Genomic DNA, 18,324 nt, shown 5'->3' on the forward strand with positions numbered 1-18,324 from the left:
GCCTGCCCGTGACCGCTACCTATCAACACATCACCGTCTTGCTCGAGGAAGCCGTCGAAGCACTGGCTCCCAAGGCTGGCGGCTGCTATGTGGATGGTACCTTCGGCAGAGGAGGGCATAGTCGCGCCTTGCTTGGGCGGTTGGACCCGGGCGGGCGACTGCTCGGGTTCGACAAGGATCCCCAGGCGATCGCCACCGGGGAGGCGCTGGCGGCCGAAGACGGCCGCTTCGTCATTGTGCAACGGTCGTTTGCCGAGATGGGCGACGAACTGGTAGCGCGCGGCCTGCAGGGGCAGATTGCCGGCGTGCTGCTGGACTTGGGCGTGTCGTCTCCGCAGCTGGACGACCCCGAGCGTGGCTTCAGTTTCCTCAACGACGGTCCTCTGGACATGCGCATGGACCCGTCGCGCGGTGTCAGTGCAGCCGAGTGGATAGCCACTGCCGCCGAAGACGAAATCGCCCGCGTATTCAAGGAATATGGCGAGGAACGCTTCGCCAGGCGTATGGCGCGCGCCATCGTGCAGCGTCGTGCGGAGAAACCTTTCGAGCGTACCGCCGACCTGGCAGCCGTGATCACCGAGGCCAATCCGGCCTGGGAAAAGGGAAAGAACCCGGCAACTCGCGCCTTCCAGGGGCTGCGCATTCATGTCAACAACGAACTGGGCGATCTCGAGCGCGGCCTGGACGCCGCCCTGGAAGGCCTGGAAGTCGGCGGCCGGCTGGTGGTGATCAGCTTCCACTCGCTGGAAGACCGCATCGTCAAACAGTTCATGCGCAAGCATGCGAAAGGCGAGGCCGACAACCTGCCGCGTGACCTGCCGATCCGCGCCAAGGTATTCGAACCGCGCCTGAAGCTGCTCGGCAAGCCGCAGTACGCCTCGGATGCGGAACTCAAGGCCAACCCGCGCTCGCGCAGCGCGGTCATGCGTGTGGCGGAGAAGCTGAGATGAGCCGCCTCTACGCCAAGCCCCTGCCGACTGGCAGCTTCATCATGCTGATGCTGTTCATCGCCCTCCTGCTGTCGGCGATTTCGGTGGCCTACTGCTCTTACTGGAACCGCCAGTTGCTCAATGCGCTGTATTCCGAGCTGAGCGTGCGCGACAAGGCGCAGGCGGAGTACGGGCGGCTGATCCTCGAGCAGAGCACCTGGACGGCGCATAGCCGCATCGAGACGCTGGCGACCGACCAGTTGAAGATGCGCGTACCGGATCCGGCAGAAGTCATCATGGTGGCGCCATGAAGAACCTCGACGGCGCCCTCTACCCCTGGCGGTTCCGCCTCGTCATCGGCCTGTTGCTGACGATGGTGGCGGCTATCGTCTGGCGGATCGTCGATCTGCATGTGATCGACCACGACTTCCTCAAGGGCCAGGGCGACGCGCGCAGCGTGCGGCACATCGCCATTCCGGCGCACCGCGGGCTGATTACCGACCGCAATGGCGAGCCGCTGGCGGTGAGTACTCCGGTGGCCACGCTCTGGGCGAACCCCAAGGAGCTGATGCTCGAACGCGGCAAGTGGGATGTGCTGGCCGATGCGCTCGGACAGCCGAGAGCGGCCCTTGCTGCGCGCCTGCAGCAGAATGGCGAGAAAGAGTTCATGTACCTGGTCCGCGGCCTGACGCCCGAGCATGGCGAGGCGGTGATGGCGCAGGTCAAGGCCAACCGGATTCCCGGCGTCTACTCCACCGAGGAGTTCCGTCGTTTCTACCCGGCGGGCGAGGTCGCGGCGCAGATTGTCGGTTTCACCGACGTCGACGACCGTGGCCGCGAAGGGGTCGAGCTTGCATTCGATGGCTGGCTGGCAGGTGTGCCGGGCAAGCGCCAGGTGTTGAAGGATCGCCGTGGCCATCTGATCCAGGACGTGCAGGTGACCCGCAACGCCAAGCCTGGCAAGACCCTCGCGCTGTCCATCGACCTGCGTCTGCAGTACCTGGCCAACCGCGAACTGCGCAACGCCCTCGTGGAGAACGGCGCCAAGGCCGGCAGCCTGGTCATCATGGACGTGAAGACCGGCGAAATCCTGGCGATGGCCAACCAGCCGACCTACAACCCGAACAACCGGCGCAACCTGCAGCCGGCGATGATGCGCAACCGCGCGCTGATCGACGTCTTCGAGCCGGGCTCCACGGTGAAGCCGATCTCCATGAGCGCGGCGCTGGCGAGCGGGCGCTGGAAGGCGAGCGATACCGTCGAGGTCTATCCCGGCAGCCTGCAGATCGGTCGCTACACCATTCGCGACGTCTCGAAGACCGAAGGTCCGGTGCTCGACCTGACTGGCATCCTGATCCGCTCCAGTAACGTCGGCATGAGCAAGATCGCCTTCGATATCGGCGGCGAGGCCATCTACAGCGTGATGCAGCAGGTCGGCTTGGGGCAGGACACCGGTCTCGGCTTCCCTGGCGAGCGGGTCGGCAACCTGCCCAACTATCGCGAGTGGCGCAAGGCCGAAACCGCGACCCTTTCCTATGGCTACGGCGTGTCGGTGACTGCCGTACAACTGGTGCACGCCTACTCGGTGCTGGCCAACAACGGCCGCAGCGTGCCGCTGACCATGGTTCGCGCGGATCGCCCCGCGGCGGCCACCCAGGTCATTTCCGAGGAGGTCGCCAAGACCATCCAGGGCATGCTGCAGCAGGTGGTCGAGGCGCCGAACGGCGTGTTCCGCGCCCAGGTGCCCGGTTACCACGTCGCCGGCAAGAGTGGTACGGCGCGCAAGGCCCAGGTCGGTTCCAAGGGCTACAAGGAAAACTCCTACCGTTCGCTGTTCGCCGGTTTCGGACCGATGAGCAACCCGCGTTTCGCCATCGTCGTGGTGATCGACGAACCGAGCAAGGCCGGCTACTTCGGTGGCCTGGTTTCCGCTCCGGTATTCAGCAAGGTGATGTCCGGCACGCTGCGTCTGATGAACATTACGCCGGATAACCTGCCAGTAACTCCGCAGCAGCAAGCCGATGCTGCGCCCCAGAAAGGAGGGCGTGGCTGATGCCGATGAGCCTGAACCAATTGCTGCTGCAGGCCGAGAGTGGCCTGTTGATCCGTGAATTGACACTGGACAGCCGCGCGGTCAAGCCGGGCGACCTGTTCCTCGCCATTCCGGGCGGCCGCCAGGATGGTCGTGCGCACATCGCCGACGCCATCGCGCGTGGCGCCGCCGCCGTGGCCTACGAGGCCGAAGGCGCTGGCGAACTGCCGGCTGGCGACGTGCCGCTCATTGCGATCAAGGGACTAGGCGCCCAGCTGTCCGCCATTGCCGGGCGCTTCTATGGCGAGCCCAGCCGGGGCCTGGACCTGGTCGGTGTGACCGGCACCAACGGCAAGACCAGCGTCAGCCAGTTGCTGGCCCAGGCGCTGGACCTGCTTGGCGAGCGCTGCGGCATCGTCGGAACCCTGGGCACCGGTTTCTACGGTGCGCTGGAAAGCGGCCGGCACACCACCCCCGATCCGCTGGCACTGCAGGCGACGCTGGCCAACCTGAAGCAGGCCGGCGCTCGCGCCGTCGCCATGGAGGTTTCCTCCCATGGCCTGGAGCAAGGGCGCGTGGCTGCACTGGCCTTCGATGTGGCGGTGTTCACCAATCTGTCCCGCGACCATCTGGACTATCACGGCTCCATGGAAGCCTACGCCGAGGCCAAGGCCAGGCTGTTCGCCTGGCCGGGGCTGCAATGCCGGGTGATCAACCTCGACGACGCGTTCGGCCGCCAGCTTGCAGCTGAGAAGCATGCGTCGCGGATGATGGGCTACAGCCTGGAAGACCCGGATGCCTTCATCTATTGCCGTGAAGCACGCTTCAGCGATGCCGGCGTCGAGGCGCACCTGGTCACGCCGCAGGGCGAAGGCGTGCTGCGCAGCCCTCTGCTGGGGCGTTTCAACCTGAGCAATCTGCTTGCAGTGGTCGGTGCGCTGCTGGCCCTCGACTATCCGATGGGCGACATCCTCGGTGTGCTGCCGCGCCTGCAAGGCCCGGTCGGCCGCATGCAGCGCATGGGCGGCAACGGCAAGCCGCTGGTGGTGGTCGATTACGCGCATACCCCCGACGCCCTGGAGAAAGTGCTTCAGGCGCTGCGCCCGCATGTGAGTGGCCAACTGCTGTGCCTGTTCGGCTGCGGCGGCGACCGCGACAAGGGCAAGCGCCCGATCATGGCGCAAATCGCCGAGCAGCATGCCGACCGTGTCCTGGTTACCGATGACAACCCGCGCACCGAGTCGAGCGCGCAGATCATCGACGATATCCGCGCCGGCTTTGCCCATCCCGAAACCGTGACCTTCGTTCCTGCCCGTGGCGAGGCCATCGCCCAACTGATCGCTTCCGCCGGGACGAACGATGTCGTGCTGCTGGCTGGCAAGGGACACGAGGATTACCAGGAGATCGCCGGCGTTCGCCACCCGTTCTCCGATCTGGATCAAGCCGCCAAGGCGCTGGATGCCTGGGAGGTGAAGAATGCTTAAGCCGTTGTACCTGAGCGAACTTGCCGCTCCGCTGAATGGCCGCGTAGCGGGCGCCGATGCGGCGTTCGATGCGGTCAGCACCGACAGCCGTGCCATCGTTCCTGGCCAACTGTTCGTCGCCCTGACCGGGCCGCGCTTCGATGGTCATGACTATCTGGCCGACGTGGCCGCCAAGGGAGCGGTGGCAGCCCTGGTCGAGCGTGAAATCGCTGACGCACCGCTGCCGCAACTGGTGGTGAGCGACACCCGTCTGGCGCTCGGACAACTGGGTGCGATCAACCGCAATGGCTTCAGCGGTCGCGTCGCTGCAGTGACCGGCTCCAGCGGCAAGACCACCGTGAAGGAAATGCTGGCCAGCATCCTGCGCACCCAGGGCGAAGTCCTGGCCACCCGCGGCAACCTGAACAACGACCTGGGCGCGCCGCTGACCCTGCTGCAGCTGGCGCCCGAGCACCGCAGCGCGGTCATCGAACTGGGCGCCTCGCGCATCGGCGAGATCGCCTATACCGTAGGCCTGACCCGCCCGCAGGTCGCCATCATCACCAACGCCGGCACCGCTCATGTGGGCGAGTTCGGCGGGCAGGACAAGATCGTCCAGGCCAAGGGCGAGATCCTCGAAGGCCTGGATGCCGACGGCATTGCCGTGCTCAACCGCGACGACCGGGCGTTCGATACCTGGAAGGCGCGGGTGGCCGGGCACAAGGTCCTGAGTTTCGGCCTGAAGCACGCGGACACCGATTTCCGCGCCTGCGACCTGAGCCGCGACCCGCGCGGCTGTGTCGGTTTCACGCTGCTCGGCCTCGCCGGAGAGGCGCGCGTGCAGCTCAACCTGCTGGGCGAGCACAACGTCAGCAACGCCCTGGCCGCCGCCGCTGCCGCCCACGCCCTTGGCGTGCCGCTGGTCGGGATCGTCGAGGGCCTGCAGAGCCTGCAACCGGTCAAGGGCCGCGCCGTAGCGCAACTGGCCGCCAATGGCATGCGGGTGATCGACGACAGCTACAACGCCAACCCCGCTTCAATCTGCGCAGCCGTTGATATACTCGCCGGCTTTTCCGGGCGGACCGTTCTGGTGCTCGGAGACATGGGCGAACTGGGCGCCTGGGCCGAGGCCGCGCACCGCGAGGTGGGCGCCTACGCCGCGGGCAAGGTCGGCGCGCTCTATGCCGTTGGCCCGCTGATGGCCCATGCCGTCCAGGCATTCGGTGCCGAAGGCCGCCACTTCGCCGACCAGGCCAGCCTGATCCAGGCGCTGTCCGGCGAACAATCGACAACCACCATTCTGATCAAGGGTTCCCGCAGCGCGGCGATGGACAAGGTCGTCGCGGCGCTGTGCGGGACCTCCGAGGAGAGTCACTAAATGCTGCTGCTGCTCGCCGAGTACCTGCAACAGTTCTACAAGGGCTTCGGCGTCTTCCAGTACCTGACCCTGCGCGGCATCCTCAGCGTGCTGACCGCGCTCGCCCTGTCGCTGTGGCTGGGCCCGTGGATGATCCGCACCCTGCAGATCCGCCAGATCGGCCAGGCCGTTCGTCATGACGGTCCGCAGTCGCACCTGTCGAAGAAGGGCACGCCGACCATGGGCGGCGCGCTGATCCTCACAGCCATCGCCATCAGCACCCTGCTCTGGGCGGACTGGTCCAACCGCTATGTGTGGGTCGTGCTGGTCGTGACCCTGCTGTTCGGCGCCATCGGCTGGGTCGACGACTATCGCAAGGTGATCGAGAAGAACTCCCGCGGCCTGCCGAGCCGCTGGAAGTATTTCTGGCAGTCGGTGTTCGGTCTTGGCGCAGCGATCTTCCTTTATATGACTGCTTCGACTCCGGTCGAGACCACGCTGATCGTGCCGATGCTGAAGAACGTGGAAATCCCCCTGGGGATTTTCTTCGTCGTGCTGACCTACTTCGTCATCGTCGGTTCGAGCAACGCCGTGAACCTGACCGACGGCCTCGACGGCCTGGCGATCATGCCGACGGTGATGGTCGGTGGGGCGCTGGGCATCTTCTGCTACCTGTCGGGCAACGTGAAATTCGCCGAATACCTGCTGATCCCCAGCGTTCCGGGGGCGGGGGAGCTGATCGTGTTCTGCGCGGCGATAGTCGGCGCGGGCCTCGGCTTCCTCTGGTTCAACACCTATCCGGCGCAGGTCTTCATGGGCGACGTCGGCGCGCTGGCGCTCGGCGCCGCGCTGGGCACCCTGGCGGTGATCGTTCGCCAGGAGATCGTGCTGTTCATCATGGGCGGGGTGTTCGTCATGGAAACCCTGTCGGTCGTGATCCAGGTGGCGTCGTTCAAGCTGACCGGCAAGCGGGTGTTCCGCATGGCGCCGATCCATCACCACTTCGAACTCAAGGGCTGGCCGGAGCCGCGCGTGATCGTGCGCTTCTGGATCATCACGGTGATTCTCGTGCTGATCGGCCTGGCCACGTTGAAACTGCGTTGAGGGCAGCAAGAGCATGAGCCTGATCGCCTCTGACCACTTCCGCATCGTTGTCGGCCTCGGCAAGAGCGGCATGTCGCTGGTGCGCTTCCTGGCGCGCCTGGGCGTGCCGTTCGCCGTCGCCGATACGCGGGAGAACCCGCCAGAGCTGGCTACCCTGCGCACCCAATACCCGCAGGTAGAAGTGCGCTGCGGCGAGCTGGATGTGGAGTTCCTCTGCCGTGCCCGCGAGCTGTACGTCAGCCCCGGCCTGTCGCTGCGTACGCCGGCGCTGGCTGCTGCAGCCGCGCGGGGCGTGAAGATGTCCGGCGATGTCGACCTGTTCGCCCGCCATGCCAAGGCGCCGATCGTCGCCATCACCGGTTCCAACGCCAAGAGCACCGTCACCACCCTGGTCGGTGAGATGGCCGTGGCGGCCGGCAAGCGCGTGGCGGTGGGTGGCAACCTCGGCACTCCGGCGCTCGACCTGCTGGCCGACGACATCGAGCTGTATGTGCTGGAACTGTCCAGCTTCCAGCTGGAGACCTGCGAGCGGCTGAACGCCGAAGTCGCTACCTGCCTGAACGTCAGCGAAGACCACATGGATCGCTACGACGGCATGGCCGACTACCACCTGGCCAAGCACCGCATCTTCCGTGGCGCGCGGCAGGTGGTGGTGAATCGTGCCGACCCGCTGAGCCGGCCGCTGATCGCCGACACCGTGCCGTGCTGGACCTTCGGCACCAACAAACCCGATTTCAAGGCGTTCGGCCTGATCGAAGAGGGCGGCGAGAAGTGGCTGGCCTTCCAGTTCGACAGGCTGATGCCGGTCGCCGAACTGAAGATTCGCGGTGCGCACAACCAGTCCAACGCTCTGGCTGCGCTGGCGCTCGGCCATGCCGTGGGCCTGCCGTTCGAGCCGATGCTGGCGACCCTGCGCACCTTCGCCGGGCTGCCGCACCGCTGCCAGTGGGTCGGCGAGCGCAATGGCGTGAATTTCTACGATGACTCCAAGGCCACCAACGTCGGTGCGGCGCTGGCTGCCATCGACGGCCTGGGCGCGGATATCGCCGGGAAGCTGGTGCTGCTCGCCGGCGGCGATGGCAAGGGCGCCGACTTCGGCGACCTGCGTGCGCCGGTGGCGAAGTACTGCCGCGCCGTGGTGCTGCTCGGCCGCGATGCCGAACTGGTCGGTGCGGCCCTTGGCGACGCCGTCCAGCAGGTTCGGGTGAAAACCCTGGAAGAAGCGGTGCAGAGCGCCGCCGAACTGGCCCAGCCGGGCGACGCGGTTCTGCTGTCGCCGGCCTGCGCCAGCCTGGACATGTTCAAGAACTTCGAAGAGCGCGGCCGCCTGTTCGCCAGGGCCGTGGGGGAGTTGAACTGATGCTCTCCTTCCTGCGCCCTTATCCGTCCCCGCTGATCAGCCGCAATGGCATCGACCTCGACTTCCCGCTGCTCGCGGGTTGCCTGGCGCTGCTTGGCCTCGGCCTGGTGATGGTGACCTCGGCGTCCTCCGAGGTGGCGGCGGCGCAGTCGGGCAATCCGCTGTACTTCTCCGTGCGTCACCTGATCTATCTGGCGATCGGCCTCGTCACCTGTGGCATGACCATGCTAATTCCGATGGAAACCTGGCAGCGCCTGGGCTGGAAGCTGCTGATCGTGGCCTTCGCGCTGCTGGTGCTGGTGATCACCCCGGGCATCGGCCGCGAGGTGAACGGTTCGATGCGCTGGATCGGTTTCGGCCTGTTCAACGTGCAGCCGTCGGAGATCGCCAAGGTCTTCGTGGTGATCTTCATGGCCGGCTACCTGGTGCGCCGCCAGCACGAAGTCCGCGAAAGCTGGCTGGGCTTCTTCAAGCCGTTCGTCGTGCTGTTGCCTATGGCCGGCTTGCTGCTGCGCGAGCCGGACTTCGGCGCCACCGTGGTGATGATGGGCGCCGCCGCCGCCATGCTGTTCCTCGGCGGTGTCGGCCTGTTCCGCTTCGGCCTGATGGTGGCGCTGGCGGTAGGTGCGGTGGTCCTGCTGATCCAGGCGCAGCCGTACCGGATGGCGCGCCTGACCAACTTCACCGATCCCTGGGCCGACCAGTTCGGCGCCGGTTACCAGCTGAGCCAGGCGCTGATCGCCTTCGGCCGTGGCGGCTGGTTCGGCATGGGGCTGGGCAACAGCATCCAGAAGCAGTTCTACCTGCCGGAAGCGCATACCGACTTCGTCTTCGCCGTGCTGGCGGAAGAACTGGGCATCGTTGGCGCACTGGCGACCGTCGGCCTGTTCGTCTTCGTCAGCCTGCGCGCCCTGTACATCGGCATCTGGGCCGAGCAGTCCAAGCAGTTCTTCTCCGCCTATGTGGCCTACGGCCTGGCATTCCTGTGGATCGGCCAGTTCCTGATCAACGTCGGGGTGAATGTCGGCTTGCTGCCGACCAAGGGCCTGACCCTGCCGTTCCTCAGCTACGGCGGCAGCTCGCTGGTGATCTGCTGCGCCTGCCTGGGCGTGCTCCTGCGTATCGAGTGGGAACGGCGCACCGCGCCGGGCAACGAGGAATATGAGTTCAGCGAGGAGGACTTTGCCGATGAAAGGTAACGTCCTGATCATGGCCGGCGGCACTGGCGGACACGTGTTCCCGGCGCTGGCCTGTGCCCGCGAATTCCAGGAGCGCGGCTACAGCGTGCACTGGCTGGGCACCCCGCGCGGAATCGAGAACGATCTGGTGCCGAAGGCCGGGCTGCCGCTGCACCTGATCAACGTCAGCGGGTTGCGTGGCAAGGGCCTGAAGTCGCTGCTGCGCGCCCCGTTCGATCTGATCAAGTCGCTGCTCCAGGCAGTCGGTGTGATGCGTCAACTGAAGCCGGTTTGCGTGCTCGGTCTGGGCGGATTCGTCACCGGCCCGGGTGGCCTGGCAGCGCGCCTGAGCGGTGTGCCGCTGGTGATCCATGAGCAGAACGCCGTGGCCGGCACCGCCAACCGCAGCCTGGCGCCCATGGCCCGGCGCGTCTGCGAAGGTTTCCCGGATACCTTCCCGGCCAATGCCAAGCGCTTGACCACCGGCAATCCGGTGCGCGCGGAACTGTTCCTCGGCGAGCAGGCCCGTACGCCGCTGGCGGGACGCAAGGTCAATCTGCTGGTTCTGGGCGGCAGCCTTGGCGCCGAGCCGCTGAACAAGCTGCTGCCGGCGGCGCTGGCGCTGATCCCGGCGGAGCAGCGTCCGGCCATTCGCCATCAGGCCGGTCGTCAGCATGCGGAAATTACTGCGGAGCGTTATCGCGAAGCCGCTGTCGAAGCCGACGTCGCTCCGTTCATCAGCGACATGGCCTCTGCCTATGCCTGGGCCGACCTGGTGATCTGCCGCGCCGGTGCGCTGACCGTCGCCGAGCTGACCGCCGCTGGCCTGCCGTCCTTCCTGGTGCCCTTGCCCCACGCGATCGATGACCACCAGACCCGCAATGCCGAATTTCTGGTACGCGAGGGCGCCGCGCGCCTGCTGCCGCAAAAATCCACCGGCGCCGCCGAACTGGCCGCGCAGTTGTCCGAGGTCCTGATGCAACCCGAAACCCTGACTCGCATGGCCGCCCGCGCCCGCGCACTGGCCAAGCCCGAGGCTACCCGCACGGTAGTCGATGCCTGCCTGGAGGTGGCCCGTGGTTAAAGAACCGACTGGCATGACCCGGACCATGCGGCGCATCCGTCGTATCCATTTTGTCGGCATCGGCGGCGCCGGCATGTGCGGTATCGCCGAAGTGCTGCTGAACCTCGGTTACGAAGTCTCCGGCTCCGACCTCAAGGCCTCGGCAGTGACCGAGCGCCTGGAAAAATTCGGCGCCCAGATCTTCATCGGCCACAAGGCCGAGAACGCCGACGGTGCCGACGTGCTGGTGGTTTCCAGCGCGGTGAACAAGGCCAACCCGGAAGTCGCCGCCGCCCTGGAGCGCCGCGTGCCGGTCGTGCCGCGCGCGGAAATGCTCGCCGAGCTGATGCGCTACCGCCACGGCATCGCCGTCGCCGGCACCCATGGCAAGACCACCACCACCAGCCTGATCGCCTCGGTGTTCGCCGCCGCCGGCCTCGACCCGACCTTCGTCATCGGCGGCCGCCTGAATGCAGCCGGCACCAATGCCCAGCTCGGCACCAGCCGCTATCTGGTGGCCGAGGCGGACGAGAGCGACGCCAGCTTCCTGCACCTGCAGCCGATGGTCTCGGTGGTCACCAACATCGACGCCGACCACATGAGCACCTACGGCGGCGACTTCAACAAGCTGAAGAAGACCTTCGTCGAGTTCCTGCACAACCTGCCGTTCTACGGGCTGGCGGTGATGTGCGTGGATGACCCGGTAGTGCGCGAAATCCTGCCGCAGGTGGCGCGTCCGGTGGTGACCTACGGCCTCGGCGAAGACGCCGACGTGCGCGCGATCAACGTCCGCCAGGAAGGCATGCGCACCTTCTTCACCGTGCTGCGCCCCGAGCGCGAGCCGCTGGACGTCTCGGTCAACATGCCGGGCCTGCACAACGTCCTGAACTCCCTGGCGACCATCGTCATCGCCACCGACGAAGGCATTTCCGACGAAGCCATCGTCCAGGGGCTGTCCGGCTTCCAGGGCGTCGGCCGGCGCTTCCAGGTGTATGGCGAACTGCAGGTCGACGGCGGCAGCGTGATGCTGGTCGACGACTACGGCCATCACCCGCGTGAAGTCGCGGCGGTGATCAAGGCCGTGCGCGGTGGCTGGCCGGAGCGCCGGCTGGTGATGGTCTACCAGCCGCACCGCTATACCCGCACCCGCGATCTCTACGAGGACTTCGTGCAGGTGCTCGGCGAGGCCAACGTGCTGCTGCTGATGGAGGTCTATCCGGCCGGCGAGGAACCGATCCCGGGTGCCGACAGCCGCCAGCTGTGCCACAGCATCCGCCAGCGCGGCCAGCTCGATCCGATCTACCTCGAGCGCGATGGCGATCTCGCCACGTTGCTCAAGCCGCTGCTGCGCGCCGGCGACATTCTGCTCTGCCAGGGCGCCGGCGATATCGGCGGTCTCGCGCCGCAACTGATCCAGAACCCGATGTTCGGTGCCGCCGGCAAGACTGGCACCGAGAGGAAAGCGTAATGAGCGATGCACTCAAGTCCACCATCGATCCACGCGATTTCGGCCGCGTCGCCGTGCTCTACGGCGGCAAGAGCGCCGAGCGCGAGGTGTCGCTGAAGTCCGGCGGCATGGTCCTGCAGGCCCTGCAGGCGGCCGGTGTGGATGCCTTCGGCATCGATGTGGGTGACGACCTGCTGCAGCGTCTGCTCGACGAGAAGATCGACCGCGCCTTCATCATTCTCCACGGCCGCGGTGGCGAAGACGGCACCATGCAGGGCCTGCTCGAAGTCGCCGGCATTCCCTATACCGGCAGCGGCGTGCTGGCTTCCGCGCTGGCCATGGACAAGCTGCGCACCAAGCGCGTGTGGCTGAGCCTCGGCCTGCCGACCCCGAACTACGCCGCGCTGACCAGCGAGGCGGATTGCCGTGATGCCGCAGAAAACCTGGGCTTCCCGCTGATCGTCAAGCCGGCGCACGAAGGCTCCAGCATCGGCATGGCCAAGGTGGAAAACCTGGAAGCGCTTCTCGCCGCGTGGAAGGACGCCGCCCGCTACGACTCGCAGGTGCTGGTCGAGCAGTGGATCAGCGGCCCCGAATTCACCGTCGCCACGCTGCGCGGCCATGTGCTGCCGGCGATCCGCCTGGGCACGCCGCACACCTTCTACGACTACAACGCCAAGTACCTGGCCAGCGATACCCAGTACCAGATCCCCTGCGGCCTGACGCCTGAAAAAGAGCGCGAGCTGCAGGACCTGACCGCCCGTGCCTGCGATGCCCTGGGCATCCAGGGCTGGGGACGGACCGACGTGATGCAGGACGCCGAAGGGCGTTTCTGGCTGCTCGAAGTCAACACCGCACCGGGCATGACCGATCACAGCCTGGTGCCTATGGCCGCGCGTGCGGCCGGCCTGGATTTCCAGCAACTGGTGCTGGCGATCCTCGCCGACAGCCTCGAGGCAAGGAGATAAGACCATGAACGGCGCGACGCTCCGTTATCCGCAACCCGGCTATGACCGTGCCGCACCTGCCCGCAAGCAGGTGCCGCGTGGTGCCAGCCGTCTGGTCGCCAAGGAACCGCTGAGCGCGCGCATGCCGAAACCGAGTTTCGGCTTCATCAAACTGTTGTTGTGGCCGCTGCTGCTGGCGGCGCTGGGTTTCGGTGCCTATCAGGGCGCGCAGTACGTGCTGCCCTACGCCGACCGGCCGATCTCCAAGGTCAGCGTGGAAGGCGACCTTAGCTACGTCAGCCAGCAGGCCGTGCAGCAGCGTATCAGTCCGTTCGTCTCGGCGAGCTTCTTCACCGTCGACCTGGCCGGCATGCGCCAGGAGCTGGAGCAGATGCCGTGGATCGCCCACGCCGAGGTGCGCCGTGTATGGCCGGATCAGGTGGTGGTGCGCCTGGAGGAGCAACTGCCGATTGCCCGCTGGGGCGACGAGGCACTGCTGAACAACCAGGGCCAGGCCTTCGCCCCGCGCGAGGTGGCCAACTACGAGCACCTGCCGCGGCTTTCCGGCCCGCAGCGTGCGCAGCAGCAGGTGATGCAGCAGTACCAGATTCTCAGCCAGATGCTGCGCCCGCTGGGCTTCAGCATTTCCAGCCTGGAGATGAGCTCGCGCGGGGCGTGGACCCTGAGCACCGCCCAGGGTGTACAGATCGTGCTGGGACGCGACCATGCGGTCGAACAGATTCGCCGTTTCGTGACCATCCACGAAAAGGCCCTGAAAGACCAGATTTCGAAAATTGCGCGGATCGACATGCGTTACCCCAATGGCCTGGCCGTGGCGTGGCGCGATCCGCTGCCGCAGACGACGGTGGCTGCGGCCGCCACCGTGCAGTGAGTTGAGGAGAGTCCAAAGAACATGGCAAGCGTGCAGAGCGGCAAAATGGTTGTTGGCCTGGACATCGGCACGTCCAAGGTAGTGGCGCTGGTGGGCGAGGTTGCGGCCGACGGCAAGCTGGAAATCGTCGGCATCGGCACCCATCCGTCCCGCGGCCTGAAGAAGGGCGTGGTGGTGAACATCGAATCCACCGTGCAGTCGATCCAGCGTGCGATCGACGAGGCCCAGCAGATGGCCGGCTGCCGCATTCACTCGGCCTTCGTCGGTATCGCCGGCAATCACATCCGCAGCCTGAACTCCCACGGCATCGTGGCGATTCGCGACCGCGAAGTGAGCTCGGCGGACATCGATCGTGTCCTTGATGCCGCCCAGGCCGTGGCCATCCCGGCTGACCAGCGCGTACTGCACACGCTGGCGCAGGACTACGTGATCGATAACCAGGAAGGCGTGCGCGAGCCGCTGGGCATGTCCGGCGTGCGCCTGGAGGCCAAGGTCCACGTGGTCACCTGCGCGGTCAACGCTGCGCAGAACATCGAGAAGTGCGTGCGCCGCTGCGGCCTCGAAGTGGACGACATCATTCTCGAACAACTGGCCTCGGCCTATTCGGTGATCACCGAGGACGAGAAGGAACTGGGCGTGTGCCTGGTGGATATCGGCGGCGGCACCACCGATATCGCCATCTTCACCGAAGGCGCGATCCGCCACACCGCGGTGATCCCGATTGCCGGCGACCAGGTCACCAACGACATCGCCATGGCCCTGCGTACTCCGACCCAGTACGCCGAGGAGATCAAGATTCGCTACGCCTGCGCACTGGCCAAGCTGGCCGGCGCCGGCGAAACCATCAAGGTGCCCAGCGTCGGCGATCGTCCGCCGCGGGAACTCTCGCGCCAGGCGCTGGCCGAAGTGGTCGAGCCGCGCTACGACGAGCTGTTCACCCTGGTCCAGGCCGAACTGCGTCGCAGCGGCTACGAGGACCTGATCCCGGCGGGGATCGTCCTCACCGGCGGCACCGCCAAGATGGAAGGCGCCGTCGAACTGGCCGAGGAGATCTTCCACATGCCGGTGCGCCTCGGCGTACCGCAGGGCGTGAAGGGGCTCACCGACGTCGTGCGCAACCCCATTTATTCGACGGGCGTGGGCCTGCTCATGTACGGGCTGCAGAAGCAGTCCGACGGCACTTCCATGTCCGGCAGCAGCTTCAGTGACGAACCCAAGGCTCCAGTACTCGAGCGCTTCAAGCGCTGGGTCCAGGGGAATTTCTGATGTACCACCGCGGTAACTCAGTAGGCAAAAACTAGAAAAGGAAGGAGAGGGGAAATGTTTGAACTAGTCGATAACGTCCCGCAAACAGCGGTAATCAAAGTGATTGGTGTGGGTGGTGGCGGCGGCAACGCGGTCAATCACATGGCCAAGAACAATGTCGATGGCGTGGAGTTCATCTGCGCCAACACCGACGCCCAGGCGCTGAAGAACATCACTGCGCGTACCGTCCTGCAGCTCGGCCCGGGCGTGACCAAGGGCCTGGGTGCCGGCGCCAACCCGGAAGTCGGCCGCCAGGCCGCGCTGGAAGATCGCGACCGCATCGCCGAGGTGCTGGAAGGCGCCGACATGGTGTTCATCACCACCGGCATGGGCGGCGGCACCGGTACCGGCGCCGCGCCGATCATCGCCGAAGTGGCGAAGGAAATGGGCATCCTCACCGTCGCCGTGGTGACCCGTCCGTTCCCGTTCGAAGGCCGCAAGCGCATGCAGATCGCCGATGAAGGCATCCGTTCGCTGGCCGAGAGCGTCGACTCGCTGATCACCATCCCCAACGAGAAGCTGCTGACCATCCTCGGCAAGGATGCCAGCCTGCTCGCCGCCTTCGCCAAGGCCGACGACGTACTGGCTGGTGCCGTGCGTGGCATCTCCGACATCATCAAGCGCCCGGGCATGATCAACGTCGACTTCGCCGACGTGAAGACCGTGATGAGCGAAATGGGCATGGCGATGATGGGCACCGGTTGCGCCAGCGGCCAGAACCGCGCCCGCGAGGCCACCGAGGCGGCGATCCGCAACCCGCTGCTGGAAGACGTAAACCTGCAGGGCGCCCGCGGCATCCTGGTGAACATCACCGCTGGTCCGGACCTGTCCCTGGGCGAGTACTCCGACGTCGGCAACATCATCGAGCAGTTCGCCTCCGAGCACGCCACCGTCAAGGTCGGCACCGTGATCGATCCGGACATGCGCGATGAACTGCACGTCACCGTGGTCGCCACCGGTCTCGGCGCGCGTCTGGAAAAGCCGGTGAAGGTTGTGGATAACACCGCACAGAGCCAGTCGGCCAGCGCTCAGGTCACCGCCCAGCGCGAGCATCAGTCGGTGAACTATCGCGACCTGGACCGTCCGACCGTGATGCGTACCCAGAGCCAGGCCGGCGCCGCTACCGCCGCCAAACTCAATCCGCACGACGACCTGGATTACCTGGATATCCCGGCATTCCTGCGTCGCCAGGCCGATTGAAGAAACTTATCAGGAGTATTGTTGTGATTGGTGTTCAGCAAAGGGCGGTTCTGCTATTATCCCCGCCCATTGTTGAAAACAGTTCGCAACTAGCGCGAAAGCGGCCAAAGCCATGATCAGACAACGCACCTTGAAGAACATCATCCGGGCTACCGGTGTCGGCTTGCACTCGGGGGAGAAGGTTTACCTCACCCTGAAACCGGCTCCGGTGGATACCGGCATCGTGTTCTGCAGAACCGACCTGGACCCCGTGGTGGAAATCCCAGCGCGAGCGTCGAACGTCGGTGAAACCACCATGTCGACCACCCTGATCAAGGGCGACGTCAAAGTGGATACCGTGGAGCACCTGCTCTCGGCGATGGCAGGCCTGGGCATCGACAACGCCTATGTCGAGCTGTCGGCTCCGGAAGTGCCGATCATGGACGGTAGCGCCGGTCCTTTCGTGTTCCTGATCCAGTCCGCCGGCCTGCAAGAGCAGGAAGCGGCCAAGAAGTTCATCCGCATCAAGCGCGAAGTGACGGTAGAAGAGGGCGACAAGCGCGCCACCTTCGTTCCGTTCGACGGCTTCAAGGTGGGCTTCGAGATCGATTTCGATCACCCGGTCTTCCGTGGTCGCACCCAGAAGGCCACCGTGGATTTCTCCAGCACTTCCTTCGTCAAGGAAGTCAGCCGTGCACGGACCTTCGGGTTCATGCGTGACATCGAGTTCCTGCGTTCGCAGAACCTGGCGCTCGGTGGCAGCGTGGAGAACGCCATCGTGGTCGACGAGTATCGCGTACTCAACGAAGACGGCCTTCGTTACGAGGACGAATTCGTCAAGCACAAGATTCTGGACGCCATTGGCGACCTGTACCTGTTGGGTAACAGCCTTATCGGCGAATTCCGTGGCTACAAGTCGGGTCATGCGCTGAACAATCGCCTGCTGCGTACTCTCATCGCAGACAAGGACGCTTGGGAAGTGGTGACGTTCGACGACGCCAAGACTGCGCCGATCTCCTATATGCGGCCTGCCGCGGCCGTATAAGGAACCTCCTCCTTCTATTTTGAGGCCACCTTCGGGTGGCCTTTTTTATTGGCTCTTCGCTGGCGTTCCCCGCCATACGGCTGGCGCGCTTCGGCTGAGGAAGTGTCTGTAGGAGCGCCCCATGGGCGCGAATCGCGGGCATGGCCCGCTCCTGCGGATTGCGATGCCCACCGTAGGTTGGCGCTGAGCAACGCGAAGCCCAACATCGCCATCGTTGGGCTTCACTGCGTTCAGCACCAACCTACGCGAGTTCTGGTCCAGCCTCTGCCTTCCCCAATGATCCGCGATGAGTCTTTCTTACTCTTTGGATTCGGACGTCTTGCCGCTGCGGCTGGCGAGTCGTTCCAGCGCGGCCTTCAGGAGTGGATTGGCGATACCTTCGGCCGCTTCGTGCAGCGTCGCGGCGGCTGCCGGCGAGAGGGTGACGGTGCGCACTGGCGCGGCGCTTTCGCGATGTGGCTGCACCTTGAACAGGATGCGCTCTAGACCAGCGAATTCGTCGAACGCCTGCAACTGGCGCAGCAGGCGGCGTTGCTGATAGCGCAGGCGAGTCGCCCAGTGGCCGTCGGTGACGATCAGCAGCAGGCTGCCCTCGCGCCAGGAGGCGACATGGCAATGCGGGCGGGCTGCCGGCTGCAACTGGCTGTCCAGCAACTGTTGCAGCTGTGCCAGGCGTTGGGCCTGATTGAACAGGCCTTGCAGGGGGCGGGCCTCGCGCAGCAGTTTGGTCATTGCCTGGGCTGGCAAAGGGCGGAAAGCCATGGTGAAACCCCCGGATGATGAAGGTCGATGGTAGCAGATCGACGGCGCGCCAGTCCCTGCGGAGGAGGCTTGAAGTCAGAGATATCAGCCATATATAGATTGAATCCGCGAATCAAAAGCGCTTTGCTAGCACATTGCTACTTGATTGCGTTGGCAACGCTGTCCGTGATGATCTGGGCACTTCTATAGCTCCCGTTTCCGGTTAGAATGCCCCCCTTGTAGCCGTTCCGCGGCGCGGCCAGCCAGTCGGGCAGCCTCCAT

Annotated in this window: 16 protein-coding genes; 15 read left to right on the forward strand and 1 reads right to left on the reverse strand. The window is 65.5% G+C overall.

All coding sequences use genetic code 11. From position 1 onward, the window contains the following. The first annotated feature begins 8 nt into the window (after positions 1-8). The 15 genes from rsmH (at position 9) to lpxC (ending at position 17,301) form a co-directional block, all read left to right on the forward strand. Positions 9-950: a 16S rRNA (cytosine(1402)-N(4))-methyltransferase RsmH gene (gene rsmH, locus JFY56_RS20595; RefSeq protein ID WP_208316002.1), complete on the forward strand. Its 942-nt coding sequence runs from the start codon at positions 9-11 to the stop codon at positions 948-950. Then, a complete protein-coding gene (ftsL, locus tag JFY56_RS20600) occupies positions 947-1,240 on the forward strand; it encodes a cell division protein FtsL (RefSeq protein WP_208316004.1) in 294 nt (97 codons plus the stop codon). The genes rsmH and ftsL overlap by 4 nt, the downstream gene beginning before the upstream one ends. Continuing rightward, complete coding sequence (locus JFY56_RS20605; protein ID WP_208316007.1) at positions 1,237-2,982, forward strand: peptidoglycan D,D-transpeptidase FtsI family protein; 1,746 nt, start codon at positions 1,237-1,239, stop codon at positions 2,980-2,982. The genes ftsL and JFY56_RS20605 overlap by 4 nt, the downstream gene beginning before the upstream one ends. Next, positions 2,982-4,445, forward strand: a complete 1,464-nt coding sequence (gene murE, locus JFY56_RS20610) for a UDP-N-acetylmuramoyl-L-alanyl-D-glutamate--2,6-diaminopimelate ligase (protein ID WP_208316009.1) — start codon at positions 2,982-2,984, stop codon at positions 4,443-4,445. Before JFY56_RS20605 ends, murE begins: the two co-directional genes overlap by 1 nt. Continuing rightward, positions 4,438-5,802: a UDP-N-acetylmuramoyl-tripeptide--D-alanyl-D-alanine ligase gene (locus tag JFY56_RS20615; protein ID WP_208316010.1), complete on the forward strand. Its 1,365-nt coding sequence runs from the start codon at positions 4,438-4,440 to the stop codon at positions 5,800-5,802. Before murE ends, JFY56_RS20615 begins: the two co-directional genes overlap by 8 nt. Beyond that, positions 5,803-6,885, forward strand: coding sequence for a phospho-N-acetylmuramoyl-pentapeptide-transferase (gene mraY / locus JFY56_RS20620; RefSeq protein WP_208316012.1), 1,083 nt, complete (start codon positions 5,803-5,805; stop codon positions 6,883-6,885). It abuts the gene before it with no gap. Between the two features lie 13 nt (positions 6,886-6,898). Continuing rightward, positions 6,899-8,245, forward strand: coding sequence for a UDP-N-acetylmuramoyl-L-alanine--D-glutamate ligase (gene murD, locus JFY56_RS20625; RefSeq protein WP_208316014.1), 1,347 nt, complete (start codon positions 6,899-6,901; stop codon positions 8,243-8,245). Continuing rightward, entirely contained in the window at positions 8,245-9,444 is a 1,200-nt protein-coding gene (gene ftsW, locus JFY56_RS20630; RefSeq protein WP_208316016.1) for a putative lipid II flippase FtsW, read from the forward strand. Before murD ends, ftsW begins: the two co-directional genes overlap by 1 nt. Continuing rightward, positions 9,434-10,507, forward strand: coding sequence for an undecaprenyldiphospho-muramoylpentapeptide beta-N-acetylglucosaminyltransferase (gene murG / locus JFY56_RS20635; RefSeq protein ID WP_208316018.1), 1,074 nt, complete (start codon positions 9,434-9,436; stop codon positions 10,505-10,507). The genes ftsW and murG overlap by 11 nt, the downstream gene beginning before the upstream one ends. Next, entirely contained in the window at positions 10,500-11,954 is a 1,455-nt protein-coding gene (gene murC, locus JFY56_RS20640; protein WP_208316020.1) for a UDP-N-acetylmuramate--L-alanine ligase, read from the forward strand. Before murG ends, murC begins: the two co-directional genes overlap by 8 nt. After that, positions 11,954-12,901, forward strand: a complete 948-nt coding sequence (locus JFY56_RS20645) for a D-alanine--D-alanine ligase (protein ID WP_208316021.1) — start codon at positions 11,954-11,956, stop codon at positions 12,899-12,901. The genes murC and JFY56_RS20645 overlap by 1 nt, the downstream gene beginning before the upstream one ends. Positions 12,902-12,905: 4 nt before the next feature. After that, the gene (locus JFY56_RS20650) at positions 12,906-13,772 is read left to right on the forward strand and encodes a cell division protein FtsQ/DivIB (RefSeq protein WP_208316023.1); all 867 of its coding nucleotides are present in this window, start codon (positions 12,906-12,908) and stop codon (positions 13,770-13,772) included. A gap of 21 nt (positions 13,773-13,793) precedes the next feature. Beyond that, positions 13,794-15,038 carry a cell division protein FtsA gene (gene ftsA, locus JFY56_RS20655; protein ID WP_208316024.1) on the forward strand — a complete coding sequence of 415 codons (1,245 nt, stop codon included), beginning with the start codon at positions 13,794-13,796 and terminating at the stop codon, positions 15,036-15,038. 54 nt (positions 15,039-15,092) lie between these two features. Next, on the forward strand, positions 15,093-16,277 hold the full coding sequence (gene ftsZ / locus JFY56_RS20660) for a cell division protein FtsZ (protein ID WP_208316025.1): 1,185 nt from the start codon (positions 15,093-15,095) through the stop codon (positions 16,275-16,277). A 112-nt stretch (positions 16,278-16,389) separates the two neighbouring features. Then, the gene (gene lpxC / locus JFY56_RS20665) at positions 16,390-17,301 is read left to right on the forward strand and encodes a UDP-3-O-acyl-N-acetylglucosamine deacetylase (RefSeq protein ID WP_208316026.1); all 912 of its coding nucleotides are present in this window, start codon (positions 16,390-16,392) and stop codon (positions 17,299-17,301) included. Between the two features lie 297 nt (positions 17,302-17,598). Here lpxC and JFY56_RS20670 read toward each other — a convergent pair whose 3' ends face one another. After that, positions 17,599-18,063: a DciA family protein gene (locus JFY56_RS20670; protein WP_208316027.1), complete on the reverse strand. Its 465-nt coding sequence runs from the start codon at positions 18,061-18,063 to the stop codon at positions 17,599-17,601. Positions 18,064-18,324 lie beyond the last annotated feature (261 nt).

This window comes from Pseudomonas schmalbachii, assembly GCF_017589465.1.
Classification (GTDB): domain Bacteria; phylum Pseudomonadota; class Gammaproteobacteria; order Pseudomonadales; family Pseudomonadaceae; genus Pseudomonas; species Pseudomonas schmalbachii.

Coding starts and splice junctions, on each gene's coding strand:
- ftsL (WP_208316004.1), top strand. CDS start 947: ATGAGCCGCCTCTACGCCAAGCCCCTGCCGACTGGCAGCTTCATCATG.
- JFY56_RS20645 (WP_208316021.1), top strand. CDS start 11,954: ATGAGCGATGCACTCAAGTCCACCATCGATCCACGCGATTTCGGCCGC.
- lpxC (WP_208316026.1), top strand. CDS start 16,390: ATGATCAGACAACGCACCTTGAAGAACATCATCCGGGCTACCGGTGTC.
- ftsA (WP_208316024.1), top strand. CDS start 13,794: ATGGCAAGCGTGCAGAGCGGCAAAATGGTTGTTGGCCTGGACATCGGC.
- JFY56_RS20650 (WP_208316023.1), top strand. CDS start 12,906: ATGAACGGCGCGACGCTCCGTTATCCGCAACCCGGCTATGACCGTGCC.
- murD (WP_208316014.1), top strand. CDS start 6,899: ATGAGCCTGATCGCCTCTGACCACTTCCGCATCGTTGTCGGCCTCGGC.
- murG (WP_208316018.1), top strand. CDS start 9,434: ATGAAAGGTAACGTCCTGATCATGGCCGGCGGCACTGGCGGACACGTG.
- JFY56_RS20605 (WP_208316007.1), top strand. CDS start 1,237: ATGAAGAACCTCGACGGCGCCCTCTACCCCTGGCGGTTCCGCCTCGTC.
- JFY56_RS20670 (WP_208316027.1), bottom strand. CDS start 18,063: ATGGCTTTCCGCCCTTTGCCAGCCCAGGCAATGACCAAACTGCTGCGC.
- JFY56_RS20615 (WP_208316010.1), top strand. CDS start 4,438: ATGCTTAAGCCGTTGTACCTGAGCGAACTTGCCGCTCCGCTGAATGGC.
- ftsW (WP_208316016.1), top strand. CDS start 8,245: ATGCTCTCCTTCCTGCGCCCTTATCCGTCCCCGCTGATCAGCCGCAAT.
- ftsZ (WP_208316025.1), top strand. CDS start 15,093: ATGTTTGAACTAGTCGATAACGTCCCGCAAACAGCGGTAATCAAAGTG.
- murE (WP_208316009.1), top strand. CDS start 2,982: ATGCCGATGAGCCTGAACCAATTGCTGCTGCAGGCCGAGAGTGGCCTG.
- mraY (WP_208316012.1), top strand. CDS start 5,803: ATGCTGCTGCTGCTCGCCGAGTACCTGCAACAGTTCTACAAGGGCTTC.